The sequence below is a fragment of the Caulobacter sp. DMC95 genome, assembly GCF_056313785.1.
In genome coordinates this window covers 42,140-66,297 of sequence record NZ_JBQUZP010000001.1, presented here as the reverse complement: position 1 = coordinate 66,297, position 24,158 = coordinate 42,140, and the positions used below count along the sequence as shown (strand labels likewise).

Here is a 24,158-nt window from a genome sequence, read left to right as displayed (position 1 = left end):
GTCCATGGGTTTCAAGAGTCTGCTCGATAAGCTGAAGATCGAGCCCTACGTCATCGCCCTGTTCGGCATGGTCGTTCTGGCCTCGGTGCTACCCGTGCGCGGCGCGGCGGCGGAAGGCCTGTCGGTCATCGTCAAGCTGGCGATCGCCCTGCTGTTCTTCCTGCACGGCGCCAAGCTGTCGCGCGAGGCGGTCGTCGCCGGCGTCACTCACTGGCGCCTGCATCTGACGATTTTGGCGTTCACCTTCGTGATGTTCCCCGTGCTGGGCCTTGTCGCCAGCAAGCTTGGGGTTTTGTCCTCGACCCTGGCGGCCGGCATGCTGTTCCTGTGCTGCCTGCCCTCGACAGTGCAGTCGTCGATCGCCTTCACCTCGATCGCTCGCGGGAACGTGGCTGCCGCGGTCTGCGCGGCGTCGGCCTCGAACCTCTTCGGCATCTTCATCACGCCGGTGCTGGTCAGCGTTCTGATGCACACCCAAGGCGGCGCCGCTGGCGGTTGGGAGTCGATCAAGGACATCATCATCCAGCTCCTCCTGCCCTTTATCATTGGCCAGTTGGCGCGACCGCTGGTCGCCAAATGGGTCGAAAAGCACAAGCAACTCGTCGGCTACGTGGACCGGGGCTCGATCCTGTTGGTGGTCTACGCGGCCTTCAGCGAGGCGGTCGTCGGCGGCATTTGGAGCAAGGTCTCGGCCGTGGAGATGATCGTCCTGCTGATCGCCTGCTGCGTTCTGCTGGCGATTGTCCTGGCGGCGACGACCTATGGCGCGCGGGCGCTCGGCTTCTCGAAGGAGGACGAGATCACCATCATGTTCTGCGGCTCCAAGAAGAGCATGGCCACCGGCGTGCCCATGGCCGGCATCTTGTTCCCAGGCCCGACGGCCGGGATCATCGTGCTGCCGCTGATGATCTTTCACCAGATCCAGCTGATGGCCTGCTCGGTGATCGCCCAGCACTACGCCAAGCGACCGCCTGAGATCGCAGAAGCTTAAGGGCTTCCGCCAGTTTTAGTTTCCGCCTCCCTGCTCTAGAACGCGCCCATGACTTCCGACTCCTCCAAGCCGCTGGCCGGCCGCATCGCTCTTGTCACCGGCGCCACGCGCGGCATCGGCGAGGCCGTCGCCCTCGGCTTGGCCAAGGTCGGCGCGCACGTGATCGCCGTGGGGCGCACCCAGGGCGCTCTGGAGGCGCTGGATGACGCCATCCTGCAGGCGACGGGCGAGCGGGCCACCCTCGTGCCCCTGGACCTGCGCGAGCCCGACGGCCTGGACCATCTGGGCGCGGCCATCCACAAGCGCTGGGGCAAGCTCGACATCCTGATCGGCGCGGCGGGCGTGCTGGGCCCGCTGACGCCGGTCAGCCACCTAGAGCCCAAGGGCTGGGACATGATCGTGTCGACCAACCTGACGGCCAACTGGCGCCTGATCCGCGCCATGGACCCGCTGCTGCGCGCCTCGGACGCCGGACGCGCCCTGTTCTTCTCCAGCAGCGTCGCCAAGACCCGGCCCGCCTTCTGGGGCGCCTATGCCGCCACGAAGGCGGCGCTGGAGGCGATCGTCGACGTCTATGCCGACGAGATGGAGAACACCACGGTGCGCGCCTTCTGCGTCGATCCCGGCGCCATGCGCACCAAGATGCGGTCGGCCGCCTTCCCGGGCGAGAACCCCGCGACCGTACCCGCGCCCGAGACGATCGCGCCCTTCATCGTCGATCTGCTCCGCACCGATCGCGAGGCGCCCAAGGGTGTGGTTCGCTTCAAGGAACGTGGCCAGGAATCGCCGTCGATCGACGCCTGACACCGATTCGTCGGCGTCCATTCGCGTGTCCGCCAGGGTTGTCCTGCCTTCCTGGACTTCCACCCTGGATGGCGTTCGGAGAACTCCGTTCCAGGATAATGCGCCCAGAACAGACGCATTAGCGGCTCATTAACCATGCGCGGCGAGTGGTTACGCTCCAAGTAGCAAACACCGAGACCTCGCATGGCTCTGTTCTCCATCGGCCGCGAAGCCGGCGACCAAGCCAGCCGCATTTGCGAGCTGGAAGGCGTCGTCGCCGCTATCCAGCGTTCGCAGGCCGTGATCGAGTTCAACCTCGACGGCTCAATCATCACCGCGAACGACAATTTCCTGCGAACGGTGGGCTATGGGCTGGGCGAGATTCAGGGGCGGGCGCATAGCCTTTTCGTTGGCTCCGACTACGCCGCCAGCGCCGACTACCGGAATTTCTGGCGTCGCCTGAACGCCGGCGAGTTCCTCGCCGGGAAGTTCAAGCGCGTTGGCAAGGGCGGCCGTGAGATCTGGATCCAGGCCTCGTACAACCCAGTGTTCGACTGGCACGGCAAGCTGACCAAAATCATCAAGTTCGCTACGGACATCACTGAGATCGAGACCGAACGGCTGGAAAGCGAGCGTGAGCGAGACTTCATCCGCCAAGAGCAGGACGAGGTCGTCTCTGCGCTCGCCGCCAGCCTTCAGCGTCTGGCGCAAGGCGACCTAACGGCTCGGATAGATGCGCACTTCGATGAGCGTTACGCCCGACTAAAGGCGGATTTCAACGCCGCCATCGACAGCCTCAGACAGGCCATGGGCGCAATCGCCGAGGCCGCCCATGGCATGGAGAGCGGCGCGGCCGAGATCGCCAGCGCCTCAAACGACCTGTCAAAGCGAACGGAACAACAGGCCGCCAGCCTCGAGGAGACCGCCGCAGCGCTTGATGAGATCACCGCGACGGTCAAGCGTAGCGCCGACGGCGCCAAACAGGCGTCGGCCGCCGCCTCCTCGGCAAGCCGCGAGGCCGATCGGTCCGGTGAAGTCGTCCGCGAGGCCGTCTCGGCGATGGGCGAGATCGAGAAATCCTCGGGCCAGATCACCCAGATCATCGGGGTGATCGACGAAATCGCCTTCCAGACCAACCTGCTGGCCCTGAACGCCGGCGTCGAGGCCGCCCGGGCCGGCGACGCGGGTCGCGGCTTCGCGGTCGTCGCCCAGGAGGTGCGGGGCCTGGCCCAGCGTTCCGCAGAAGCCGCCAAGGAAATCAAGCAACTCATCGCCAGCAGCACAGCCCAGGTCGAACGCGGGGTCCGCCTGGTGGGCGACACCGGCCAGGCGCTGACCGACATCGTGGCCAAGGTCGGCGAGATCGACACCCTTATCCGAGAGATCGCTGAATCCTCACAGGAGCAGGCGACGGGTCTCAACCAGGTCAACGCCGCCGTGAACCAGATGGATCAGGTCACGCAGCAGAACGCCGCGATGGTGGAACAGGCCACCACTTCTGCCGCCCAGCTACGCGGCGAGGCCCAGGACTTGGCGCGACAGGTCTCGCGCTTCCAGACAGGCGCGAGCTACGCGGCGAGGCGCCCGGAAGCCCCCGCGCCAAGAGCGGCCCCGGCCGTCGCCGCTCCGCGCGCCAAGCTTCAGACCTATGCACGCCCCGGCTCGGCGGCTGTCGCGGTCGCGCCATCCAGCGATTGGGAAGAATTCTAAGTCCCGTGGGGGGACGGACCCGTGTTGTCGGGTTCGACATGGCCGCCGCTGACCAGCGGCGGCCATGTTCATTTCAGAGCTTAGCGTCCCTTGGGACGTCCAGGCCCAGTATTGCCACGCACCGTCCGCGCCCCCGCTGTGGGACGCTTCGGCCCAGCCGCCTTGCCACCGGCCGCCTTGGCGCCGACCTTGTAGCTGGGCGTGGTGGACACCTTCTTCTGGGCGCGGGGGCCCTTGGCCTTCACCGACTTAACCGCCGCCTTGCCGGGCTCCGACGCGGTTGCGACCTCGCTCGGCGCGGCCTTGGCCACGGCGGGCCCCTTCTTCTTCACCGGCTTCACCGCAGCCTTGCCCGGATCGGGCAGGCCCGCTGCTTCAGCAGCCTTGGCGGCGGCCTCGGCGGCCAGACGCTTGGACTTCTTGACCGTGTTGCGCGAGGCCCGGATGCGCTCTTCTTCCCGCTCACGGCGCTCGAACTCGCGCTTGCCACGACCGCTATGGCCCTTGGCTTCGCCATCCGCATAGGGGTTCGCGCCAGACTTGATGGTGATCCGCAGCGGCACGCCCGGGAGGTCGAAGCTCTCGCGCAGGCTGTTGACCAGATAGCGACGATAGTGATCCGGCATCTGGTCGGCGCGGCTGGAGAACAGCACGAACGTCGGCGGACGGGCCTTGGTCTGGGCCATGTACTTCGGCTTCACGCGGCGACCACTGACGGCCGGCGGCGGGTGCCGCTGCATGGCCATCTGCAGCCAGTCGTTCAGGTCGCGCGTCTTGACCTTGGTCGACCAGTCCTTGTGGGTCTTGATCACGGCTGGCATCAGGTGACCGATGCCCTTGCCCGTCTCGCCCGACAGCGCCACGACCGGCGCGCCGCGTAGCTGCGGCAACATGCGCTCGGCATGCTCACGGAAGGCGGCGAGATGAGCGGCCTGATCCTCGATCAGGTCCCACTTGGCCAGCACGAACACTACGGCCCGCCCTTCCCGTTCGGCAAGGTCAGCGATCTGAAGATCCTGAATCTCGAACGGATGGGTGGCGTCCATCACCAGAAGCACCACCTCGGCGAAGGTGATGGCGCGGATGGTGTCGGCGGTCGACAGCTTCTCCAGCTTGTCCTGAACCTTCGCCTTGCGACGCAGCCCAGCCGTGTCGACCAGGCGAATCTTGCGACCGTCCCACTCCCAGTCGACCGAGATTGAATCGCGGGTGATGCCGGCTTCAGGACCCGTCAGTAGGCGATCTTCGCCCAGAAGACGGTTCACAAGGGTCGACTTGCCGGCGTTCGGACGGCCGATGATCGCGATGCGGATGGGTTTGCTGTCGTCGTCCTCGTCGCCATCCTCAAGTTCGGCTTGGGGCTCGAACGCCAGCAGGGCGGCGTAGAGCTCGGCCATGCCTTCGCCGTGCTCGCCCGAGATCGGGATCGGCTCGCCAAGGCCCAGGCGGAACGCCTCGCCCGCGCCAGCCTCACCGGCCTTGCCTTCGGCCTTGTTGGCCGCGACGATGACCGGCTTGTCGCGCTTGCGCAGGATGGCCGCGAACACCTCGTCCAGCGCCGTCACGCCCTCGCGGCTGTCGAACACGAACAGCGAGACGTCCGCCTCTTCGATCGCGGCTTCGGTCTGGGCGCGCATCCGCGCCTCCAGGCTAGAGTCGTCGACGTCCTCGAAGCCGGCGGTGTCGATCAGTTCAAGCTCAAGATCCCCCAGGTTCCCGGAGGCGTAGCGGCGGTCGCGCGTGACGCCCGGCTGGTCGTCGACGATCGCCAGCTTCTTGCCGGCGAGGCGGTTGAACAGCGTGGACTTGCCCACATTGGGCCGGCCGACGATGGCGAGTTTCAAAGGCATAAGGCGTCCAGTAGTCGATTTTCGCCCCTATCGCAAAAGGGAGCCGAAAAAGCGAAGGCCCGGGCCGGCTTTCGCCGACCCGGGCTTCAAGGATTTGGGCCTCTGCTCCCAGCAGGGACCAGGAGGTTAGCGGATGGCGACGAGCTCGGCGTCGTCGGTGACCAGATAGATCATGTCACCCACCGCGATCGGGTTCAGCAGGACCGGCGAGCCAATCTTCAGCGTCTTTTCCTTGGCGCCGGTCTTTGCGTTCAAGGCGACAGCCTCACCTTCGCTCGACACCGTGATCAGGCGGCCGTTCGCCAGAATCGGGGTCGACCATAGACGCGGCTTCTTGGCGCGTTTTTTCTTCTGCTTCTTCGAGAGATTGGCCGAGTCATTCAGGTCCTGGATCCAGTAGACCGAACCGTTCTCGCGCGACACGCAGATCACCTGGCCCGCCTTGTCGACGACATAAACGACGTCACCGGCGGCCCAGGGCGTGGTGATGGCGGTGACAGGCAGGCTCCAGCGCGCCTGGCCCGAACGCAGGTCAGTCGCGGCGAAGACGCCCGAATGGCTGACGGCGAAGACGTCGCCCTTGTAGATGACCGGGCGCCCCGGGATGTCGCGGATCTCCGACAGGGCGTTGGTGCGGCTGGCGCGGCTGAGCGCTTCGCTCCACAGGTCGTTGCCGTTGGCGGCGCGCAAGGCGATCAGTTCACCCGATGCGAAGCCCGAGACCACCGTGTCGCCGCTGACGGCGGGCGTCGAGGCCGCGAGAATGCGCGCCGGCTCGGTGAGCGCCTGATAGGTCCAGCCCGGCACGCCGGTCTCGGACGCGAAGGTCAGAAGTTCGTTGTCGGTCGACACCACGAAAACGCGACCGTCGACTACGGTGGGCGCGGCGTGGATCGGCGTCGAGGTCGGTTGCGTCCAGCCTATGGCGCCGGTCGCAGCGTCGATCTGGGCGACCGAGCGGAAACCCGAGGCGACATAGAGCTTGTTGTCAGGACCCAGGGCGACCCCGCCACCAAAGCCAAGACGGTCGTTCTTCTTGGGGAGGAGACCCAGGAACCCGCCCTTGATCGCTGGACCGGCGGCCGGACGAAGGTCCTTGCGCCAAACGATGTCGCCGGAACGTGCGTCCATTGCGACCACGTCGGCCTCGCCGTCCATCACGAAGATGCGGTCACTCGACGCCACCGGCGGCGCGGTGACATGGAACTTGGCGCCGCCCTTCTTGCCGAAGCCCTTCTTCCAGGCCACCTGGAACGCCTTGCCGGCGTCGACGTGCTCGATCGACTGCTCCGGATTGCCTCCGGGCAGGCGCCACTCGGTCTGCACCACCGGATCGGGCAGGAAGAAGTCGGCGCCCTTAAGCGACTCGTTGGCCTCGACCTTCTGGTCAAAGGCGATGATCGAAATCCGCTGGCCCTGGCTGGCGGTGCTCTTGTTCTTCTCGCTCTTGTCGAACGGATTGAGCTTGGAGACGGTCGAGCAGCCGCTGACCGTCACGGCCGCCGTCATCAGCGCGACCAGCGCGACGGAACGCTTGGAGTTCATTTTGAGGCTCATTGGGCGGCGTTCGGGGCGGCGGCGGGCGGCAGTTGCATCATCGGAGGCGCTGCCGGCAGCGCGGCCGCAGCCTTGACGGCCGCGGCCAGATCCTTGGCCGAGCCGGAGTCGATGAGTTGCATGGCGGCCTGAGCGCGTTGGCGCACCGCCTCAGAGGTGTTGGCGTCGAGCGAGTTGGCCAGAATCACGAACTCCGACCGCGCGCCGGCCAGGTCGCCGGCCTGCAGCTTGGCGAAGGCCAGCGCCTCCTTGGCGTACACACGGTATGGGCTCTTTTCCCCCGCCAAAGGCGTCAACCTCGTCTCGATGTCCTTGTAGGAAGCGGTGTCCATCAAGGCGAAGGCGGATTTGAGGCGGGCCAGGTCGCCGATCATCGGCCCCGGCGCGACCTTGGCGGCCTCATCGAAATAGGCGACGGCTTCCTTGGTCTTGTTCTCTTCGAGCCGGATCGCGCCCATCTGCATCAGGGCCAGGGCCTTGTAGCCCTTGGCGTTGGTGTCGGCGACGCCCTTGAACCCGTCGAACGCCTTGGCGGGCCCTTGGCTCTGCGCGGTCTGCAGCGCGGCCTGATAGGCCTGAGAGGCTTTGTCGGTCTGACCCGTCTGGTAGCCGGTCCATCCCCAGTAGCCCCCGACGCCGATCACCACCACCGCGGTCGCCGCCGCCACCCAAGGCAGCGACTTCATGGCTAGCGTGCGATAACGCTCCGCCCGAAGCTGTTCTTCGACTTCGTCAAAAACATCGACCACGAAACGAGGCTCCGAAAACAGGCGCTGACCCATAGGCGCTCCCCGCCGATGCGAAGAACCCCTTCGGGTTTAGGACAGAATGTGGCGGACGAAGGGCCGTCCGCTGAGGCGGCGAACCTATAGCGTGCCGCGCGCGGTCGCAACGCGCCGTTTTATGGCTTCTTGGCGTAGTAGGTTTCAGACGGCCCCGGGAAGCTGCGATCGCGAACGTCACTGGCGTATTGCGCCGCGGCGCGTTCGATCTGGTTCTTCAGATCGGCGTAGCGGCGCACGAACTTCGGCGTCCAGTCGAACAGGCCCAGCATGTCGTCGACGACCAGCACCTGGCCGTCGCAACCGGCCGAGGCGCCGATACCGATCGTCGGGACGGAGACCGACTCGGTCACCTCGCGCGCGAGGCTCTCAGCGACGCCCTCGACCACGATGACGAAGGCGCCGGCCTCGGCCGTCAGCCGGGCCTCCTCCAGCACCTTGGCGCGTCCCGCGTCGTCCTTGCCCTTGGCCTTGAAGCCGCCTTCCAGCAGCACCGCCTGGGGGCGCAGGCCCACATGGCCCATGACCGGCACGCCCCGCTGGGTCAGGTAGGCGATGGTCTCGGGCACGGTCGGGCCGCTCTCGACCTTCACCGCCTGGGCGCCCGTCTCCTTCATGATCCGGACAGCGTTCGCGTAGGCCTCCTCATGCGAGGCCTCATACGAGCCGAACGGCATGTCCACGACGACCATGGCCTTGCGCGATCCCCGCATCACGGCCTGACCGTGCAGGATCATCATTTCCATGGTGACGCCGACGGTGTTGGGCAGACCATGGACGACCATGCCGACGGAGTCGCCCACCAGCAGGACGTCGCAAGCATCGTCCAGCGCAGCAGCGACCGGCGCGGTGTAGGCGGTCAGGCACACAATGGGCACGCCGCCCTTGCGGGCGGCGATATCGGGGGCGGCCAGACGGCGAACCGTCTCTTCACGATGGGCGGACAGGGCGAACCCTCCCTAAGACGCTTTTTGGGCGCCGTTTGTGGGCGAGATCGCGCCGCACCGCAATATGAACAGCGATAATGCGGCGAGAACCCCTCAGAAATCCTCGACCACGCGTGTGACAGCGAAGGCCAGGGCGACCACCGCCAACCCTGCGGCGAGCCAGACTGCTTCAGCGCTGGACGGCGTGCTCAGCAGCGAGGTGAGCTTCGCCCATCCGCCATTGATCTCGGTCTCCAGACCGTGGCTCCCCTCACGGGAAAGCTGCGCCAGTTCGTTGGTGAAGCGGCTGCCGAAGATCTGGAAGGCGCCGATCAGGCCCGCGCCCGTTCCCGCGACGGCGATGAACATCCGCCGCATCGCCCAGCCTCGGTCCAACTTGGCCATGACTTCCGCATTGAACAGCGCCGCGTCCGGAAACGACGGCGCCTGAGCGAACATGCGGGTCAATTGCGCTTCGAAATCGGGTTCAGCCATGAGCTTCCCTCCTCGCGCCCTCATCCGGTCGGGCGAGTTTCGCCCGAAGTTTGTCCAAACCACGTTTGACATGGGATTTCACCGTGCCGATCGGGATATTCAAGGCCTCCGCCGCTTCGCCATGGGACCAGTCGGCCCCGTAGCAGAGCGAAACGCACAAGCGCTCACCCCGTGACAGACCCTTGAGCGCCTCGTCGAGATCGATACGGCTGGCGGCGTCGCCGGACGCATCCTTCACGGAAATCTCTTCAAGCGGCTCGATATTGTCCGAGAAAATCAGACGCGCCTCACGCTTGACGCGCTTCAGATAAAGCCGCGCGGCGATCTTCTTGATCCAGGCCCCGAAAGTCCCATCACCTCGGAACTCGGCGACCTGCTCAAAGCCCGCCATGAACGCGTCCTGCGCCAAGTCGTCGGCGGTGGCGGAGTCGGCGCCCATGCGTCGCAGCAGCCCTCGGACGGCCGAGCCATGCCGCCGCACCAGTTCCCCATAGGCCAGCCGATCGCCACCCGCCGCCTGTGCGGCGAGCTCGACGTCGTGTCCTGTTGGCGGGCGTTCCATGCCCATTGAAATCAAGCCCCTCCCAAGGCCTCGGGCGCTAGACCCGCTGTTCCTTGTTCGGATTGAAGAAGCTCAGAACAATAAACGCCACGCCGATCACGGCGGGAATGCAGGCGATGCCGAAGCCGTCGAAATCCATGTCGCCTTCAAGGAAATCGCCGAAGTAGGTGGCGAGACCGACGCCGACGCCGATCGCCAGCCAGATCACACCCGTCCGCAGATCGCGCAGTCGGGTGGGCGGCATCTTCACGTTACGGGTCATGGCCTCGATCACCTCGGGCGGGACCGGCTGGCCTTTCTCGATGGCGAGACGAAGCGTCGCCTGCATCTCCATCCGCTCCTTGCTCTTCAGGTACAGCGGCACGCAGACGACGGCGCAGATCATGGCGAAGAGCGCGACCGGGACGATAATTTCGGGACCCATTCTCAAATCCTCCAGTTCGGTGGACGACGCCCCCGCGCCGCCTTCACTGGTAAGAGGCGCTCACGCTCTCGTTTGGAGGCGCCGTTCGCCATGAAACTTTCGTAAGGCGCTAGCCGGCGGCGAAACCCATGCGCCGTCGGACCGAGGAGCTGCTGACAAGGAGCGTGACCGCCACCAAAGCCAACGCCGCTGCGGCAGGGGCCAGACCCGGCGCCAGCGCGCCGACCAGCACGTTCAGCGCTGGTGCACAGGCCCAGGCGATCAAGCCGACCACCGCCGAGCCGCCACTGGCGACGGCGATGCGCTGGAGAAAGACGCGGCGTTCGATCTTCTGCATCACCACCGCGGTGAACAGACCCGCGCGGCTTGTCGCAGGCTGCTCTCCCAGGAAAAGCGAGAGCTGATCATCAGGGGTCATCGAGAGTCTCCCAAAACCGCCAGCAGCCGTTCGCGCCCACGGGTAACATGCGACTTCACGGTGCCCAAAGGAATGCCCAAAGCGTCGGAAACCTCTGCGTGCGACCAAGCCTGCCCCAGACAAAGGGCTACGCAAGCGCGCTGGTCGTCCGGCAAGGTCGCCAGCGCCGCCTCCAACGCCAGGCGATCTTCGGCGGCGACGTCAGCAGCGGCTTCCAGGTCCTGCTCGCCGCGCCAGGCCTCGTCCCGAGCGGCGGCGCGTTGCGCGCCCCGCCGGTGCGACAAGGCCTTCTTCCAGGCGACGCCATAGAGCCAAGCCCGAAAGCCCGCATCATCGCGGAGCTTGGGCAGATGGCTCCACGCGGCCACGAAGGCTTCCTGGGCGATGTCGTCGGCGTCAATCCAGCCGCTCTTTCGCAGAAAGCCCCGTAGCGGCTTCTCGTGGATGGCCACCAGCCTGGCGAAGGCGACCTGGGACCCCGCGCGCGCCTGCCTGACGAGCGCGGCGTCCATCAATCACGCCGCCGCTTGCCGACGAACAACACCTGCACCAGGGAGGCCGCGCTCAAAGCGGCCATCACGAAAGCCACGATCGTGAACGCTTCGCCCGCGCCGTAGATGTCCGCGAAGGCCGCGTAGGAGAAGCCCGCGCAAAGCATGCCGAACAGCACCACTTGGTACCAACCGTCGTATCGACCGTCACCTCGGCTTCGCTCGGCGTGATCATCGGCGTCGAAGTTCTGGCGCTTGCTCAGGCGACTCAGAAGCTCCGGCGGCGGCTCTCGTCCTGAAGCCGCATAGGCCTTGATCAGATCCAGAGTTTCACGGTTCGAGCGATAGGACAGCCAACTCTGGAAGGCGCTGTAGATGAAGAAGCCGATCGGAAAGAGCAGCCACCAATAGCGGTTGAACAGATCAAACATCATCTTCGCTCCCTATCGGTTCAACTGGCTCAGGAGCACGGCCGGCGGCTCGAGCCCCTTCTCCGCGAACGCACGCAGGGTCTTGGTCAGCTCAAGGCGCGCGCGCCAATCCAGCCACATGCGGAAGGCGCCCATCGCACCAAACGCCAACGGAAACAGAAGCCACCAGAACGCTTGGAACAGGTCGGCCATGGAAGTCATTCCCTCTTGGGCGCGATCATTCGCGCTTTCGAAGGTTAGTCGCCGCCGACCGCCGCCTTGGATGCGCCGACATACGAAATAATTTCGGACATCGAGTTGAACGAAACGGTCGGGCCATGTTGCGCCAGGATCGAGGGCTTGGCGTAGCCCCAGCCGACGGCGCCACAATCAAGGCCGACCGCTCGCGCGGCCTCGATGTCGCGGGTCTCGTCGCCGATGCAGATGATCTTGTCGCGGGCCACGCCCTGTCGCGTGACCTGCTTGAACTTCCGCGCCTTGCCGAACAGCGACGCGCCGCAGGCGTAGAGGCTGATCAGATTACCGAGCTCTTCGCCCAGGACACGGCGGATCACCGCCTCGCTGTTGGAGCTGACCACCGCGATCTTGACCCCGGCCGCATGCAGGGCGCGCAACATCTTCTCGGTCTCGGGGAACAACGGAATCGTATGAGCGTCGGCGGCCATCAGTTTCTTGCCGGCGCGCGCGATCAGCGGAAGCTTCCAGGGCGATACGCCGAGATAGCGGATCACCTCGCGCGTGCTGCGACCACGCAGCATCTCGATCTCGTCGTCGGTGACAGTCTTGAAGCCATAACGCCGCGCCATCGGATTGACGGCGCGCATCATCCACGCGGCGCTATCGGCCAGCGTGCCGTCAAAGTCGAAGATGACCAGCTCGTATCGCGAGACGGCGTTCTTCCCCACGCGCGAAATGCCCTCCAAGAGCCCGCGTCCGGCGAGCCTAGCCCTCACTGATAGACCGATCCGGCCTTGGATGTCGTCTTAAACTTCGCTCAGCAGGCGATAGCGCCGCGCCGAGGCGCTTGGATCAGCCGAAAGCGGCCGCGTAGAGATCGGGCTTGAACCCCACCAGCCGGCGCTCACCAAGATCGAGGATGGGTCGTTTGATCATCGAGGGCTGGGCGAGCATCAGCGCGACAGCCTTGCCGGCGTCGAGATCCTGCCGGTCCGCCTCGGGCAGCTTGCGGAACGTCGTTCCCGCGCGGTTGAGCACGATCTCCCAACCCAGCTCCGCGACCCAGGCGTCCAGACGGGGCTGGTCGATCCCTGCGGCCTTGTAGTCGTGGAAGACATAAGGCTGACCATTGTCGTCCAGCCATTTACGGGCCTTGGCGACGGTGTCGCAGTTCTTGATGCCGTACATCGTGATGGTCATCGTGGACTTCCTGGCGCGCCGAATCGAGAGGTGCGTCCTTCCTGCCACCGAACCCGTTCAGCGCAACAGGCCGATCCGTCAGCTCAGGGGCCATTCCCGAAGGACGATGTGCTGGGTCTGGCCGAGCTTGCTCTGCACAAGCGCGAAACGATCGATCGTCCAGGTGATCGGCGTGACCGCCTGCTCGGGGACGATTTGCCCGTCGTAGAGCAAGGTGATGTGCGGCGTGAAGCTCCGGTCAGGACGCAGCGCCGCCGCGGCCATCTTCTCGCCCAGCGTCTTCTGGAAGCCGATCAGGGCGCTCACCCCCTCCCTGCCCTGCAGCGTGAACGGGTTGTTGCCCGGACGATTGGCGAAGCTGAGGGCGCGGTCGAAGACCACCTCGAACGGAGCGCTGGCCACGGCCCCACCCGCCAGGACGCCCTTGCTGACGATGTCGTTAGGTAGGCCGACATAGTCGCCCAGATGGTGGAGGGTGATGTGCAGGCGGTTGGTTTGAACCAGCGCGCCGCCGAGATTCAGAGCGGACTTCAGGCGCGCGGCTTCCTGCGCGATGCGCTCTGCCGTCGATGGGTCCGGATAAAGCAGGAACATCAATCGGTCGGTCGGCGTCGGCGGATCAAAGCCCGGCAGGCCAAGCTGAAGCGTATCTGGCATGCGCAACTCCTCTGACGACGAAGGCCTAAGCCGGTTCGCGCACGGCTCCAACGGTTCATTACATTTCGTTTACGCGCGTAATCGATCACTTGACGGGAACGTTTACATGCGTAATCGTCCGAAGCATGGACACGACATCACACCGCATCAGCGCCGCCGAGAGCGAAGTCATGAAGGTGCTTTGGGCCGACAGCCCCAAGCCGGCCGAAGAGGTTCTGGCCATCTTGGCCAAAGACCACGGCTGGGCGGAAGGCACGGTGAAGACCTTGCTGAACCGGCTTCTCAAGAAGGGCGCCATCGCCGCCGACAAGGATGGCCGACGCTTTTTGTATCGCCCGCTGATTGGTCGCGAGGACTATGTGGACTCCGAGAGCCAGGGCCTTCTGGATCGCCTGTTCGACGGTCGTCTCGCGCCGCTGGTGAGCCATTTCTCGAAGCGCGAGAAGCTCAATCCCGAAGACGTCGCCGAACTCCGCCGCCTCTTGGAGAAGATCGACGATGGTCGCTGACATCCTGCTCTTCCTCGGCAAGGCCAATATCGCTCTGGCGGCGGCCGTGCTGCTGGTGCTGGTCCTGCGTCGACCCGTCCGAAAGGCCTTCGGCGCCGGAAACGCCTATGCGCTGTGGCTGATCGCACCGCTCTCGATCCTGGCGCTGCTGATCCCGGCCCGAACCATCGTGCTGCCCGCGCCCTACGTCGCCACCCCCATGGCCGTGATTGCGGCCCCAGCATCGCCGCAGCCTGGGCCTGCCGCGCCAGCGGCGCCAACGCAGACGGCGTCCACGCCCCTGGTCCCGCTCGGCGAAATCGCGCTGGGTCTCTGGCTGGTCGTGGCGTTCGGCGGCGTAGTCCTGCAGGTCGAACGGCAGCGTCGCTTTGTACGTTCACTGGGCGCGCTGACCCTGACCGGGGATGATCGCCTGGTGCGCTCTGATCGCCCCGGGGTCGGTCCTGCCGTCATCGGCGCTCTGACGCCGTGCGTCGTCTTGCCAGCGGATTTCGACAAGCAATACACGCCCGAGGAACAGGCGCTGATCCTGGCGCACGAACGTAACCACCTCGCCGTTGGCGACGCCCAGATCAATGCGATCGTCACCGCCCTGCAGTGCCTGTTCTGGTTCAACCCCTTCGTTCACCTCGGCGCCGCAGCGCTTCGCATCGACCAGGAGATCGCCTGCGATGCGGCCGTGCTGGCCCGTCACCCCAAGACCCGCCGCGCCTATGGCGAGGCCATGCTGAAGACCCAGCTGGCCGCCTGCGCGCCTCCGCTGGGCTGCCACTGGCCAGCCTCGGCCAACAAGCAACTGAAGGAGCGCTTCACCATGCTCACCCATCATCACGCCGACCGCCGCCGCCACCTCGCCGGAGCCGTGGCCGTGGGCGTCCTTGGCCTCTCGACCGCCGCCGCAGCCTGGGCCGCACAGCCCGCCCAGACCGTGCAGCAAACGCCCGAGGAGGCCCGTCGCGCCGTAGCTCGGCATCTGGGACGCCCGCTGTATGACGCGGTCGACCGGAAAGACCTGCGCAGCATCCGTGAGCTGATCGCGCTGGGCGCCAACCCCAACTACATCGCCCGCGGCGATGGCTCGCCGCTGATCGAGGCCTCGCGCAGCGGCCAGGCCGACGTCGTCCGCGCCCTGCTGGCCGCCGGCGCTGATCCCAACCTCGCCGTTCGCGGCGACGGCAATCCGCTGATCCAGGCCTCGTTGGCCGGTCGCCTCGATATCGTGCAGGCCTTGGTCGAGCGCGGCGCGGACGTCGAGTCCTTCGTCCCCGGCGACGAGACCCCGCTGATCGGCGCCGCCCGCCGGGGCGACCTCGCGGTGGTGAAGTACCTCGTCGAGCACGGCGCTGACGTGAACCGCGCGGTCGTGGCCAATCCCGGTGAGATGCGGTCCCCGCTGGGCATGGCCCGCAAGAACGGCCATGTCGCCGTGGTCAGCTACCTGAAGAGCCGGGGCGCTCGCGACTAGATCGCGAGGCGCGGCGCTCGCCGCGCGCGCGCCTTTTTTCATCTCGAAAATCAGCGAGTTTTCAACGATGGCGATCATCGACGCCCGAACCTTGCCTGACGCCAGCGCCCTTGAAGCCGATCTTGTGATCATCGGCGGTGGCCTGGCCGGCATCACCCTGGCCAAGGAACTGGCCGGAGGCCCCTTGAAAGTGGTCATCCTGGAAAGCGGCGGCCACGAAATGGAGCCCGAGACCCAGGCCCTCTACGCCGGCGCCTGCGTGCAGAAGGCTGACGGTAACAAGGATCGCCCCCTCCACGAGTACCCGGTGCAGTCGCGGATCCGGGCGCTCGGCGGCTCAGGCCACGTCTGGGGCGGCAAGTGCGGTCCGCTGGATCCGGCGGACTTCGCCGAACGCGTCTGGATCCCCTACAGCGGCTGGCCGGTCAGCCGCGAGGCGATGCAGCCCTACTACGACCGCGCCTGCGATCTGCTGGAGATCGATCGCTTCCCCCTGGAACGTCCCAACGCGGCGGATCCGAACCTCCAGCCCCTGGCGCTTGACCCCGAAGACGGGTTCTTTCCGGCGCCCCGCGTCCATGCCCGCATCTCGGGACGGGCGGACAAGCCGGCCTTCGACCGCTTCCGGACCCAGTTCGCCGAGGCGCCCAATATCGACGTCTACCTCTACGCCAATGTGATCCGCATTCGCCACAAGCGGAACACGATCACGGGCCTCGACATCGCCTGCCTCGATGGCAAGCGGCACACAGCCAAGGCAGGACGCTACGTGCTGGCCACCGGTGGAATCGAGAACGTCCGGCTGCTACTGGCGTCAGACAATCTCGGCAACAGCCACGATCTCGTGGGTCGTTTCTTCCAGGGCCATCTTACCTACTCGAACGACAGCGACTCCCAACGGGAAGGTTCGGCTTTCGCCGCATCGCGCGCCGAACCGCTGGATCTGTATGCTCCCGCCCAACGTTACGGGCCGCACTGCGTGATCGGCGCGGGGCTTGCGGCCCAGAAGCGCATGAAGACCGGCAATTTCACCGCTACGCTCTTCCGCGCGAACTTTTCGAACGCAGACGCCAAGATCGCCGCCGACACCCAGACGATCAGCAAGACCAGCGCCCGGCTAGACAAGGGAGACGCCAGATCCAACCTGCTCGGCTTCTTCGCCATGACCGAGCATTTTCCAAATCCCGACAGTCGCATCACCCTGGACCCCGACCAGAAGGACGCTCTGGGCATGCCTCGCGTCCGCCTCGACTGGGTTCACGGGCCCAAGGACTATGCAGACCTTGAAAAGACAATCGACGGACTCGCCAACGCCCTAGGCGCCTCCGGCGAGGGCCGGTTGTGCTGGTCGCTCCGACGCGATGAACTGTTGGCCTCGTCGAACGCCTCGCGCCACCACATGGGGACCACGAGGATGCACGACAATCCCACGAAGGGCGTGGTCGACGCCAACGGTCGACTGCACGAGGCGGACAACCTCTATGTTGCCGGCAGCTCGGTTTTCCCGACCTCAGGGATCATTAATCCCACCCTCACCATCCTGGCCTTGACCATGCGACTGGCCGATCACCTCAAATCCGAAAAGAAGGCCGCCTGACCATGAGCACGCGTCGCGATCTTCTGGCTGCGTTGGTCTCCCTGGCCGCCACACCGTCTTTCGCCAAATCTGTTCCGGCCGCCTCCATCGCTGGCCTCGACGCCGAGGCCATCCGTCGCATCGGAGAGGCTTGGCGCAAAATCCATCCAGGCGTTAGCGCGAAGACCCTCGCGGCCCAGCTGTTTCCCAAAGGGCGGGGCGCAGAAGCCCTACCCCGGCTACGCTCGGCAGCGACGGCGGATTTCCGCGCCGGCGCGGTGTTCGACTATCGCGGTTGGCGACTATCGAACACTGAAGGCGCCCTCTTCGCCCTGCTCTCCCTGGAGGCCTGATCTGGGCAGCTCAGCGCCCGCCGGACCGCGCCAGGGTCAGCCTAGAGCGTGCGTCCGGTGACGCCGGCGGTTTCGACACGGGTCCAGACCTGGGACTTGCAAAGGAAGTTGGGCAACAGGCAGCCTTTGGCGCGCAATGACGAGCGGTCCAACAGCCGCACCTGGCCTGAGAACGTCATACTCAGGTCCGGGACGAAGACCTTGCCCTTCCACTCGTTGGCGCCAGACGAGGAGAAGTCGCGCAGCAACTGCATGCCCACCAGGCCCTGGTTGCTGCCCTTCTTGACGTCGGCCTGAGCCTCGGCGTTCGCCCAGACCACATAGCCGCAGGTCTCCAGCCCGCAAGACTTGATCTCGATATGAACGCTGCCCTTGGGGTTGCGCCATACGCCGAACAGGTCGCCGGATCGCGCCGTCGCATCCGCAGCCAGCACGGGTGACGCCACACCCACAGCAGCGGCGGCGATCAACGCCAAGCTCAACTTCCTGATCATCGCGGTCCTTCCTGGGGTCACCGATCCTGCTCTGCGTGAAGCTAGCCGCTGAGGGGATAGAGGAGAAGCCAGGAGAATTGCGGCGCAATCGCGGCGCGGCCGCTCCCGCAGAAAGTCGCCCAAAAGACGGAACCTTCACCTTTGAGCGGCGTTCGAGAGCCACGCGTCGTGGCGCGTAGGGGGCGTTTTGTCTGTTCTGCCGCAATTCTTAGCGCTTGAGGAACCCGGTCTCATGAGCTCGGCCTTCCCATCGCGACCAAACAGCGACAGACCCGCACGTCTCCTCCTGATCCCTTTGCCTGCTTGGTTCTAGAATGTCGCTCAATAAACAGCGTTCCGCTACGCCTTCAGTTTCGCGGACCGAGCTATGGACGGCCCTGGGGCTGGCCGTCGTGCTGGCCTTCTTCGTGACCAGCGGGATCATCGCCTACCGCAACGTCGAAATGCTTCGCGGCAACAGCCAGAGGATCTGGCACACGCACGACGTCATGATGGCGCTCAATGAGTTGATGGCGTTGACCCAGGACGCCGAGACGGGGCAGCGCGGCTTTCTGCTGACAGGCAAGAGCGACTATCTGAAGCCCTACGAGATCGCGGCGTCCGAGAGCGCCTCCCGCATTGAGACCGTGCGCGATCTCACGCGCGACAACCCAGCCCAGCAATCGAATATCAAGACGCTGGAACGCCAGATCACCGCGAAGTTCGAGGAGCTTGAGGAGACCGTCCGGCTGCGCCGTGATGGCAGCCAGGCCGAGGCCCTCGCGGTGGTCGACACCGATCGCGGCAAGATCGAGATGGACGCCATTCGACGTCAGATCGAGGCCATGCGGACTGAGGAGGATCGCCAGCGCGACCTTCGCCTTTCGGAAATGGAGGTCGCCTACCGCACGGCGCTGCTGAGCGGCGTACTTTCGAGCCTTTTGGGCGCTGTCCTGACCTTGATGGTGTTCTATCTCATCCGCCGCGCCAATCGCGCGCAGGCGCGGGAAGAATGGCTGCAGGCAGGCCAGGTCGGCCTTTCTGAAGCGATGAGGGGCGACAAGACGGTCGAGGCGCTCTCCGATAGCATCCTGAGCTATCTGGCGCGCTATGTCGGCTTCCAGGCTGGCGTGATCTTCAAGGGCGAGAACGGGCGGTTCCACCGCACAGCGAGTCTCGGCGTAGCGGCGGACTCCGACACGCCGACCCGCTTCAATCTGAAGGAAGGCCTGCTCGGCAAGGTCGCCGCCGAGGGTGACGCGGTCATTATTCGTGACGTGCCCGAAGGTTACATGACCATCGGCTCGGGCTTGGGACACGACAAGCCTCGCCATCTCGTCGTTGTGCCGACACACGCCGATGATGTGGTCAACGCGGTCATCGAGCTGGGCTTCCTGCATCCGGTGGACGATCAGGTCCTGGAACTGCTGCGCCAGGCGGCGCCCTCGATCGGCATCACCCTGCGTTCAGCACGCTATCGGTCTGAGCTCCAGAACGCGCTCGAGGAAACCCAGCGCCAGGCCGAAGAGCTCCAGGTCCAGAGTGAAGAGCTCCGCGTCTCCAACGAGGAGCTCGAAGAACAGGGGCGCGCCCTCAAGGAATCCCAGATCCGTCTTGAGCAGCAACAGGCGGAGCTGGAACAGACCAACAGCCAACTCGAGGAGCAGGCCCAGACGCTGGAGACCCAGCGCGACGAGCTTGAACGGACCAGCGCGGCCGTGGCGCTGAAGGCCCGGGAACTGGAACAGGCTAGCCAGTACAAGTCTGACTTCCTGGCGAACATGTCCCACGAGCTGCGCACGCCGCTCAATTCCCTGCTCATTCTGTCGAAGCTGCTCAGCGACAATCCGCAAGGCAACCTGACCCCTGAACAGGTCAAGTTCGCCCAGACCATCGCCTCGTCCGGCAACGACCTGCTGACCCTGATCAATGACATCCTCGACCTGTCGAAGATCGAGGCGGGCCATGTGGAGGTGCGTCCCGAGCCGCTGCCGCTGCAGCGCCTGACGGACGACCTGCGTCAGCTCTTCCAGCCCGTGGCGTCAGAGCGGAACCTCGACTTCGACATCGACATCGCCGGCGATTGTCCGGCCAGCATCGAGACAGATCGCCAACGCCTGGAACAGGTGCTGAAGAACCTGCTGTCGAACGCCTTCAAGTTCACCGAGAAGGGCGGCGTGCGCCTGGAGGTCGGCCTTTCGGGCGGGCGCGATATCGCCTTCACGGTCATCGACACGGGGATCGGTGTCTCGCGCGAACAGCAGGACGCGATCTTCGAGGCGTTCCGCCAGGCCGACGGGACCATAAGCCGTAAGTACGGCGGCACGGGCCTGGGGCTTTCGATCTCTCGCGAACTGGCTCGCCTTCTCGGCGGCGCGATCACGCTGCGAAGCCAGCCCGGCGAAGGCAGCGCCTTCACCGTCACGATCCCGCTCGCCTACGACCCGGCGCGCGTCGCGCCCAGGGACCAACCGCTCGCCGCAAAGCCAGTCTCGCCGCTGCCGCGCCCCAAGGCCGCCCGCGCGCCAGTCGTTCGAGCGGCGGTCGATGACGATCGTGATCAACTGACGGGCGGTCGCCGGGTCCTGCTAGTCATTGAGGACGATGACAAGTTCGCCGGCATCGTCCGCGATCTGTCGCGCGAGCTGGGCTTCCAGTGCCTGGTCGCCGGCACCGCCGAAGAAGCCCTGAAGCTTGCCCGTCGCTTCAAGCCCAGCGCCGTGGTGTTGGACGTCGGCCTGCCCGACGAGTCGGGCCTGATGGTGCTGGACCGCCTGAAGCGCGATGACGCCACGCGCCACATCCCGATCCACGTCGTCTCGGCCGCTGACTATAGTCAGACGGCGCTTTCGCTCGGCGCGATCGGCTACCTGATCAAGCCGGTGAAGCGCGAAGCCCTCGCCGAGGTGCTGAAGTCGCTGGAGGCCAAACTGTCCAGCACCGTCCGTCGCGTGCTGATCGTCGAGGACGACTCGGTCCAGCGCGAGGCGGTAGGAAAACTGCTGTCGTCGGGCGACGTCGAAACCGTAGGCGTCGGCACCGCCGCTGAATGTCTCGAGTTGCTTCGCGAGCAGACCTTCGACTGCATGGTCTTGGACCTTTCCCTGCCTGACGCCTCCGGCTTCTCGCTGCTGGAGACCCTCAGCCAGGACGACAATCACGCCTTCCCGCCCGTCATCGTCTACACCGGGCATGACCTGTCGGCCGACGATGAACAGCGCCTGCGCCGCTACTCCAGCTCGATCATCATCAAGGGAGCCAAGTCGCCCGAGCGGTTGCTGGACGAGGTCTCATTGTTCCTGCACCAAGTGGTTTCGGAGCTGCCCGCCGAGCAACAGAAGATGATCCAGAAGGCGCGCCATCGCGACGCGGTTCTGGAAGGGCGTCGCGTGCTGATCGTCGAGGACGATATCCGCAACGTCTACTCGCTGACCAATGTGCTGGAGCCCCGCGGCGCTGTCGTCGAGATCGCGCGCAACGGCCAGGAGGCGATCGACGCGCTCAATCGCTCGGCCGAGGATCCAGCGCGGGCGATCGATCTCGTCTTGATGGACGTGATGATGCCGGTGATGGACGGGCTGACGGCGGCGCGCCAGATCCGCCTCGACGCGCGCTGGTCCAAGCTCCCGATCCTGATGCTGACCGCCAAGGCCATGCCTGACGATCAAGAGCGGTGTATCGCAGCCGGCGCCAGCGACTACATGGCCAAGCCGATCGACGTCGACAAACTGCTGTCGTTGGTTCGCGTCTGGATGCCGAGGTAGCCCCGTGTCCGACGCCATCGAGGACATTGAGGTCCAACTCCTGCTGGAAGCGCTCTTCCAGCGCTACCATTATGACTTTCGGCACTACGCACGGGCGTCGATCAAACGGCGGCTGACCCAGGCCCGCGCCCAGCTTGGCGTCCCGACGATCTCGGCGCTGCAGGATCGTGTGCTGCACGACCCCTCGATGCTGCCGCGCCTGCTCGACTTTCTCACCGTCCAGGTGAGCGAGATGTTCCGCGATCCGTCCTACTTCAAGGCGCTACGCGAGAAGGTGCTGCCGCATCTCAGCACCTACCCCTCGCTCAAGGTCTGGATCGCAGGCTGCAGCAACGGCGAAGAGGTCTATTCCCTGGCCATCCTCTTCAAGGAGGAAGGACTCTACGACCGCACGATCTTCTACGCGACGGATATCAACCCCGAAGCGCTCGCGGCCGCGGAGGCTGGTGTCTATGCGGTAGACCGCATTCGCAAGTTCACCGAGAACCACCAAAGGTCGGGCGGCAAGTCCTCGTTGTCCGAACACTACACCGCCGCCTATGGCCGGGCGGTGTTCGACAAAAGCCTGCGCAGTCGGGTCGTGTTTTCGGACCACAGCTTGGTGACCGACGCGGTGTTCGCCGAGATGCATCTGATCTCGTGCCGAAACGTGATGATCTATTTCGACCGTCCCTTGCAGGACCGCGCCATCGGCCTGTTCCGCGACTCGCTGACGCGAAAGGGGTTCCTGGGCCTGGGTTCCAAGGAAAGCCTCCGCTTTTCCACCCACGCTCCGGCGTTCGCCGACTTCGTTCCGGAGGACAAGATCTATCAAAGGCGCGACCCATGACCGGCGAGCGCCCCCAAGCGATCCTGATCGGTGCGTCGGCCGGCGCCGTTCAAACCTTGCTGGCGATCCTGCCCGCCCTGCCCCCCAGCTTTCCGCTGCCGGTGCTTGTAGTGGTCCACATCCCACCGGATCGCGACAACATGCTGGTGCCGCTCCTGCAGTCCAAGTGCCGGATCACCGTGAAAGAAGCCGAGGACAAGGAGCCCATCGAGGGCGGCGTCGTCTACTTCGCGCCATCGGACTATCACATGCTGGTCGAGACCGATCGCAGCCTGGCGCTTTCGACCGACGAGCCGTTGAACTATTCGCGCCCGTCCATCGACGTGCTGTTCGAGTCCGCCGCGGACGCCTATGGCCCGGTTTTGGTCGGCGTCATCCTCACCGGCGCAAACCATGACGGCGCGGCGGGGCTTCGCGCCGTGCAGGCGGCGGGCGGCGTGGCGATTGTCCAGGATCGCGCCGAGGCCTACGCCACCGCCATGCCGGACGCCGCGCTGCAGGCCTGCCCATCGGCGCATGTCATGACCATCGACGCCATCACGACCTATCTGACGAGTTTGGGGACCGCATGACCAACGCGGACAAGCCGATCAACTTCCTTCTGGTCGATGACCTCGAGGAGAACCTGCAGGCCCTGGAGGCCTTGCTTCAGCGTGAAGGCCTCACCTGCCTCAAGGCGCGAAGCGGCGAGGAGGCGCTTGAGCTTCTGCTGACCCATGATGTCGCCCTGGCGCTCCTGGATGTCCAGATGCCGGGCATGAACGGCTTCGAACTGGCCGAGTTCATGCGCGGCAGCGAGCGGGCCCGTCATATCCCGATCATCTTCGTCACCGCCGGGGCTGCGGATAGCCAGCGTCGCTTCCGGGGATACGAGGCCGGGGCGGTGGACTTTATCCAGAAGCCCATTGAGACGGATGTTCTGCGCAGCAAGGCCAACGTCTTTTTCGACCTTCACCAGCAGCGCCGCCAGATCGAGGCTCAGCGCGACGAGCTGGAAGCCGCCGCCCAAGCGCTGCGTCGGGCCGATCGGCACAAGGACAGCTTCCTGGCGGTCCTGGCGCACGAGCTACGCAACCCCGTCGCCGCGCTCAGCGGTGGCCTGCATCTGCTGAACAAGGACATTCCACCCGAACGCGCCCAGGATATCCGGGGTCGTATGGAGCGGATGCTGGATCACCTGAGCCACCTGGTCGACGACCTGCTGGACGTCTCTCGCGTGAGCCAGGGGAAGATCGCGCTCAAGAAGCAGCGGATCGAACTGGGTGACGTGCTGCAATCGGCGATCGAGGCCAGCCAGCATACCATCGAGGCTGCCCGGCATCAGTTTGTCATCGAAACGCCGGAGACTCCGGTCTGGCTCGAGGCCGACCACACGCGCCTCGCCCAGATCGTGGCCAACCTGCTCAACAACGCCGCCAAGTACACCCCGCCAGGCGGCGTCGTCACGCTCGCCGCAGCTGTTGAGGGGCGCACGGTGACGATCAAGGTTTCGGACACGGGGATCGGCATTCCCGAGGAGATGCAGTCGAAGATCTTCGAGATCTTCGCCCAGGTTGAGGACCACCTCGGCAAGTCACAGGGCGGGCTCGGCATCGGCCTGGCCTTGGTCCGGCAGCTTGTGGCGCTGCACGGCGGCGCCATCACCGTCGACAGCGACGGCGAAGGGCTGGGCAGCACCTTCACGGTCCGGCTGCCCATTCTGAGCGGTTAATCTTGCGGCCTAGAGCCCTTCCTA

General features: G+C 65.4%; 26 protein-coding genes. 11 read left to right on the top strand and 15 right to left on the bottom strand.

Annotation, left to right across the window (positions count from 1 at the left end; translation table 11 throughout):
• Positions 1-4 precede the first annotated feature (4 nt).
• The 3 genes from ACT53N_RS00310 to ACT53N_RS00300 all read left to right on the top strand — a co-directional run bounded on the left by ACT53N_RS00310 (position 5) and on the right by ACT53N_RS00300 (position 3,484).
• Positions 5-991 carry a bile acid:sodium symporter family protein gene (locus ACT53N_RS00310; RefSeq protein ID WP_476062032.1) on the top strand — a complete coding sequence of 329 codons (987 nt, stop codon included), beginning with the start codon at positions 5-7 and terminating at the stop codon, positions 989-991.
• Between the two features lie 48 nt (positions 992-1,039).
• Positions 1,040-1,795: an SDR family NAD(P)-dependent oxidoreductase gene (locus ACT53N_RS00305; RefSeq protein ID WP_476062031.1), complete on the top strand. Its 756-nt coding sequence runs from the start codon at positions 1,040-1,042 to the stop codon at positions 1,793-1,795.
• Positions 1,796-1,978: 183 nt separating this feature from the next.
• Positions 1,979-3,484 (top strand): methyl-accepting chemotaxis protein, encoded by a 1,506-nt coding sequence (locus ACT53N_RS00300; protein ID WP_476062030.1) that lies wholly within the window; start codon positions 1,979-1,981, stop codon positions 3,482-3,484.
• An 80-nt stretch (positions 3,485-3,564) separates the two neighbouring features.
• Here ACT53N_RS00300 and der read toward each other — a convergent pair whose 3' ends face one another.
• The 14 genes from der to ACT53N_RS00230 form a co-directional block, all read right to left on the bottom strand.
• Positions 3,565-5,334, bottom strand: a complete 1,770-nt coding sequence (gene der, locus ACT53N_RS00295) for a ribosome biogenesis GTPase Der (protein WP_476062029.1) — start codon at positions 5,332-5,334, stop codon at positions 3,565-3,567.
• A gap of 126 nt (positions 5,335-5,460) precedes the next feature.
• The gene (locus ACT53N_RS00290) at positions 5,461-6,891 is read right to left on the bottom strand and encodes a PQQ-like beta-propeller repeat protein (protein WP_476062028.1); all 1,431 of its coding nucleotides are present in this window, start codon (positions 6,889-6,891) and stop codon (positions 5,461-5,463) included.
• Positions 6,888-7,640 (bottom strand): tetratricopeptide repeat protein, encoded by a 753-nt coding sequence (locus ACT53N_RS00285; RefSeq protein WP_476062646.1) that lies wholly within the window; start codon positions 7,638-7,640, stop codon positions 6,888-6,890. The genes ACT53N_RS00290 and ACT53N_RS00285 overlap by 4 nt, the downstream gene beginning before the upstream one ends.
• A gap of 152 nt (positions 7,641-7,792) precedes the next feature.
• Positions 7,793-8,620, bottom strand: a complete 828-nt coding sequence (gene panB, locus ACT53N_RS00280) for a 3-methyl-2-oxobutanoate hydroxymethyltransferase (RefSeq protein ID WP_476062645.1) — start codon at positions 8,618-8,620, stop codon at positions 7,793-7,795.
• Positions 8,621-8,713: 93 nt separating this feature from the next.
• Positions 8,714-9,094 (bottom strand): hypothetical protein, encoded by a 381-nt coding sequence (locus tag ACT53N_RS00275; RefSeq protein WP_476062027.1) that lies wholly within the window; start codon positions 9,092-9,094, stop codon positions 8,714-8,716.
• On the bottom strand, positions 9,087-9,671 hold the full coding sequence (locus ACT53N_RS00270; protein ID WP_476062026.1) for an RNA polymerase sigma factor: 585 nt from the start codon (positions 9,669-9,671) through the stop codon (positions 9,087-9,089). Before ACT53N_RS00270 ends, ACT53N_RS00275 begins: the two co-directional genes overlap by 8 nt.
• Before the next feature lie 22 nt (positions 9,672-9,693).
• Complete coding sequence (locus ACT53N_RS00265) at positions 9,694-10,086, bottom strand: DUF6249 domain-containing protein (RefSeq protein ID WP_476062025.1); 393 nt, start codon at positions 10,084-10,086, stop codon at positions 9,694-9,696.
• Between the two features lie 103 nt (positions 10,087-10,189).
• On the bottom strand, positions 10,190-10,498 hold the full coding sequence (locus ACT53N_RS00260) for a hypothetical protein (protein ID WP_476062024.1): 309 nt from the start codon (positions 10,496-10,498) through the stop codon (positions 10,190-10,192).
• Positions 10,495-11,010 (bottom strand): RNA polymerase sigma factor, encoded by a 516-nt coding sequence (locus ACT53N_RS00255; protein ID WP_476062023.1) that lies wholly within the window; start codon positions 11,008-11,010, stop codon positions 10,495-10,497. The genes ACT53N_RS00260 and ACT53N_RS00255 overlap by 4 nt, the downstream gene beginning before the upstream one ends.
• A complete protein-coding gene (locus tag ACT53N_RS00250) occupies positions 11,010-11,420 on the bottom strand; it encodes a hypothetical protein (RefSeq protein ID WP_476062022.1) in 411 nt (136 codons plus the stop codon). The genes ACT53N_RS00255 and ACT53N_RS00250 overlap by 1 nt, the downstream gene beginning before the upstream one ends.
• Positions 11,421-11,432: 12 nt before the next feature.
• Entirely contained in the window at positions 11,433-11,621 is a 189-nt protein-coding gene (locus ACT53N_RS00245; protein WP_476062021.1) for a hypothetical protein, read from the bottom strand.
• Positions 11,622-11,656: 35 nt separating this feature from the next.
• The gene (locus ACT53N_RS00240; protein WP_476062020.1) at positions 11,657-12,343 is read right to left on the bottom strand and encodes an HAD family hydrolase; all 687 of its coding nucleotides are present in this window, start codon (positions 12,341-12,343) and stop codon (positions 11,657-11,659) included.
• A 106-nt stretch (positions 12,344-12,449) separates the two neighbouring features.
• Positions 12,450-12,797 (bottom strand): ArsC family reductase, encoded by a 348-nt coding sequence (locus ACT53N_RS00235; RefSeq protein WP_476062019.1) that lies wholly within the window; start codon positions 12,795-12,797, stop codon positions 12,450-12,452.
• Between the two features lie 78 nt (positions 12,798-12,875).
• Positions 12,876-13,454, bottom strand: coding sequence for a 2'-5' RNA ligase family protein (locus ACT53N_RS00230; RefSeq protein WP_476062018.1), 579 nt, complete (start codon positions 13,452-13,454; stop codon positions 12,876-12,878).
• A gap of 125 nt (positions 13,455-13,579) precedes the next feature.
• Here ACT53N_RS00230 and ACT53N_RS00225 point away from each other — a divergent pair, with 125 nt between their 5' ends.
• From ACT53N_RS00225 to ACT53N_RS00210, 4 genes are all read left to right on the top strand, one after another.
• The gene (locus ACT53N_RS00225; protein WP_476062017.1) at positions 13,580-13,963 is read left to right on the top strand and encodes a BlaI/MecI/CopY family transcriptional regulator; all 384 of its coding nucleotides are present in this window, start codon (positions 13,580-13,582) and stop codon (positions 13,961-13,963) included.
• Positions 13,953-15,428 carry a M56 family metallopeptidase gene (locus ACT53N_RS00220; RefSeq protein ID WP_476062016.1) on the top strand — a complete coding sequence of 492 codons (1,476 nt, stop codon included), beginning with the start codon at positions 13,953-13,955 and terminating at the stop codon, positions 15,426-15,428. The genes ACT53N_RS00225 and ACT53N_RS00220 overlap by 11 nt, the downstream gene beginning before the upstream one ends.
• Before the next feature lie 67 nt (positions 15,429-15,495).
• Positions 15,496-17,025, top strand: a complete 1,530-nt coding sequence (locus tag ACT53N_RS00215; RefSeq protein ID WP_476062015.1) for an FAD-dependent oxidoreductase — start codon at positions 15,496-15,498, stop codon at positions 17,023-17,025.
• A gap of 2 nt (positions 17,026-17,027) precedes the next feature.
• Positions 17,028-17,357, top strand: a complete 330-nt coding sequence (locus ACT53N_RS00210) for a hypothetical protein (protein ID WP_476062014.1) — start codon at positions 17,028-17,030, stop codon at positions 17,355-17,357.
• Positions 17,358-17,398: 41 nt separating this feature from the next.
• Here the strand turns inward: ACT53N_RS00210 and ACT53N_RS00205 are convergent, their stop codons facing one another.
• Entirely contained in the window at positions 17,399-17,851 is a 453-nt protein-coding gene (locus ACT53N_RS00205) for a DUF2147 domain-containing protein (protein ID WP_476062013.1), read from the bottom strand.
• A gap of 314 nt (positions 17,852-18,165) precedes the next feature.
• On the opposite strand from ACT53N_RS00205, the gene ACT53N_RS00200 reads away from it, so the two are divergent.
• From ACT53N_RS00200 to ACT53N_RS00185, 4 genes are read left to right on the top strand one after another with little or no spacing between them, the layout of a single operon-like run.
• On the top strand, positions 18,166-21,594 hold the full coding sequence (locus ACT53N_RS00200; protein WP_476062012.1) for a response regulator: 3,429 nt from the start codon (positions 18,166-18,168) through the stop codon (positions 21,592-21,594).
• 4 nt (positions 21,595-21,598) lie between these two features.
• Positions 21,599-22,423: a CheR family methyltransferase gene (locus ACT53N_RS00195; protein WP_476062011.1), complete on the top strand. Its 825-nt coding sequence runs from the start codon at positions 21,599-21,601 to the stop codon at positions 22,421-22,423.
• The gene (locus tag ACT53N_RS00190) at positions 22,420-22,995 is read left to right on the top strand and encodes a chemotaxis protein CheB (RefSeq protein WP_476062010.1); all 576 of its coding nucleotides are present in this window, start codon (positions 22,420-22,422) and stop codon (positions 22,993-22,995) included. Before ACT53N_RS00195 ends, ACT53N_RS00190 begins: the two co-directional genes overlap by 4 nt.
• Positions 22,992-24,134 (top strand): hybrid sensor histidine kinase/response regulator, encoded by a 1,143-nt coding sequence (locus ACT53N_RS00185; protein WP_476062009.1) that lies wholly within the window; start codon positions 22,992-22,994, stop codon positions 24,132-24,134. Before ACT53N_RS00190 ends, ACT53N_RS00185 begins: the two co-directional genes overlap by 4 nt.
• Positions 24,135-24,158 lie beyond the last annotated feature (24 nt).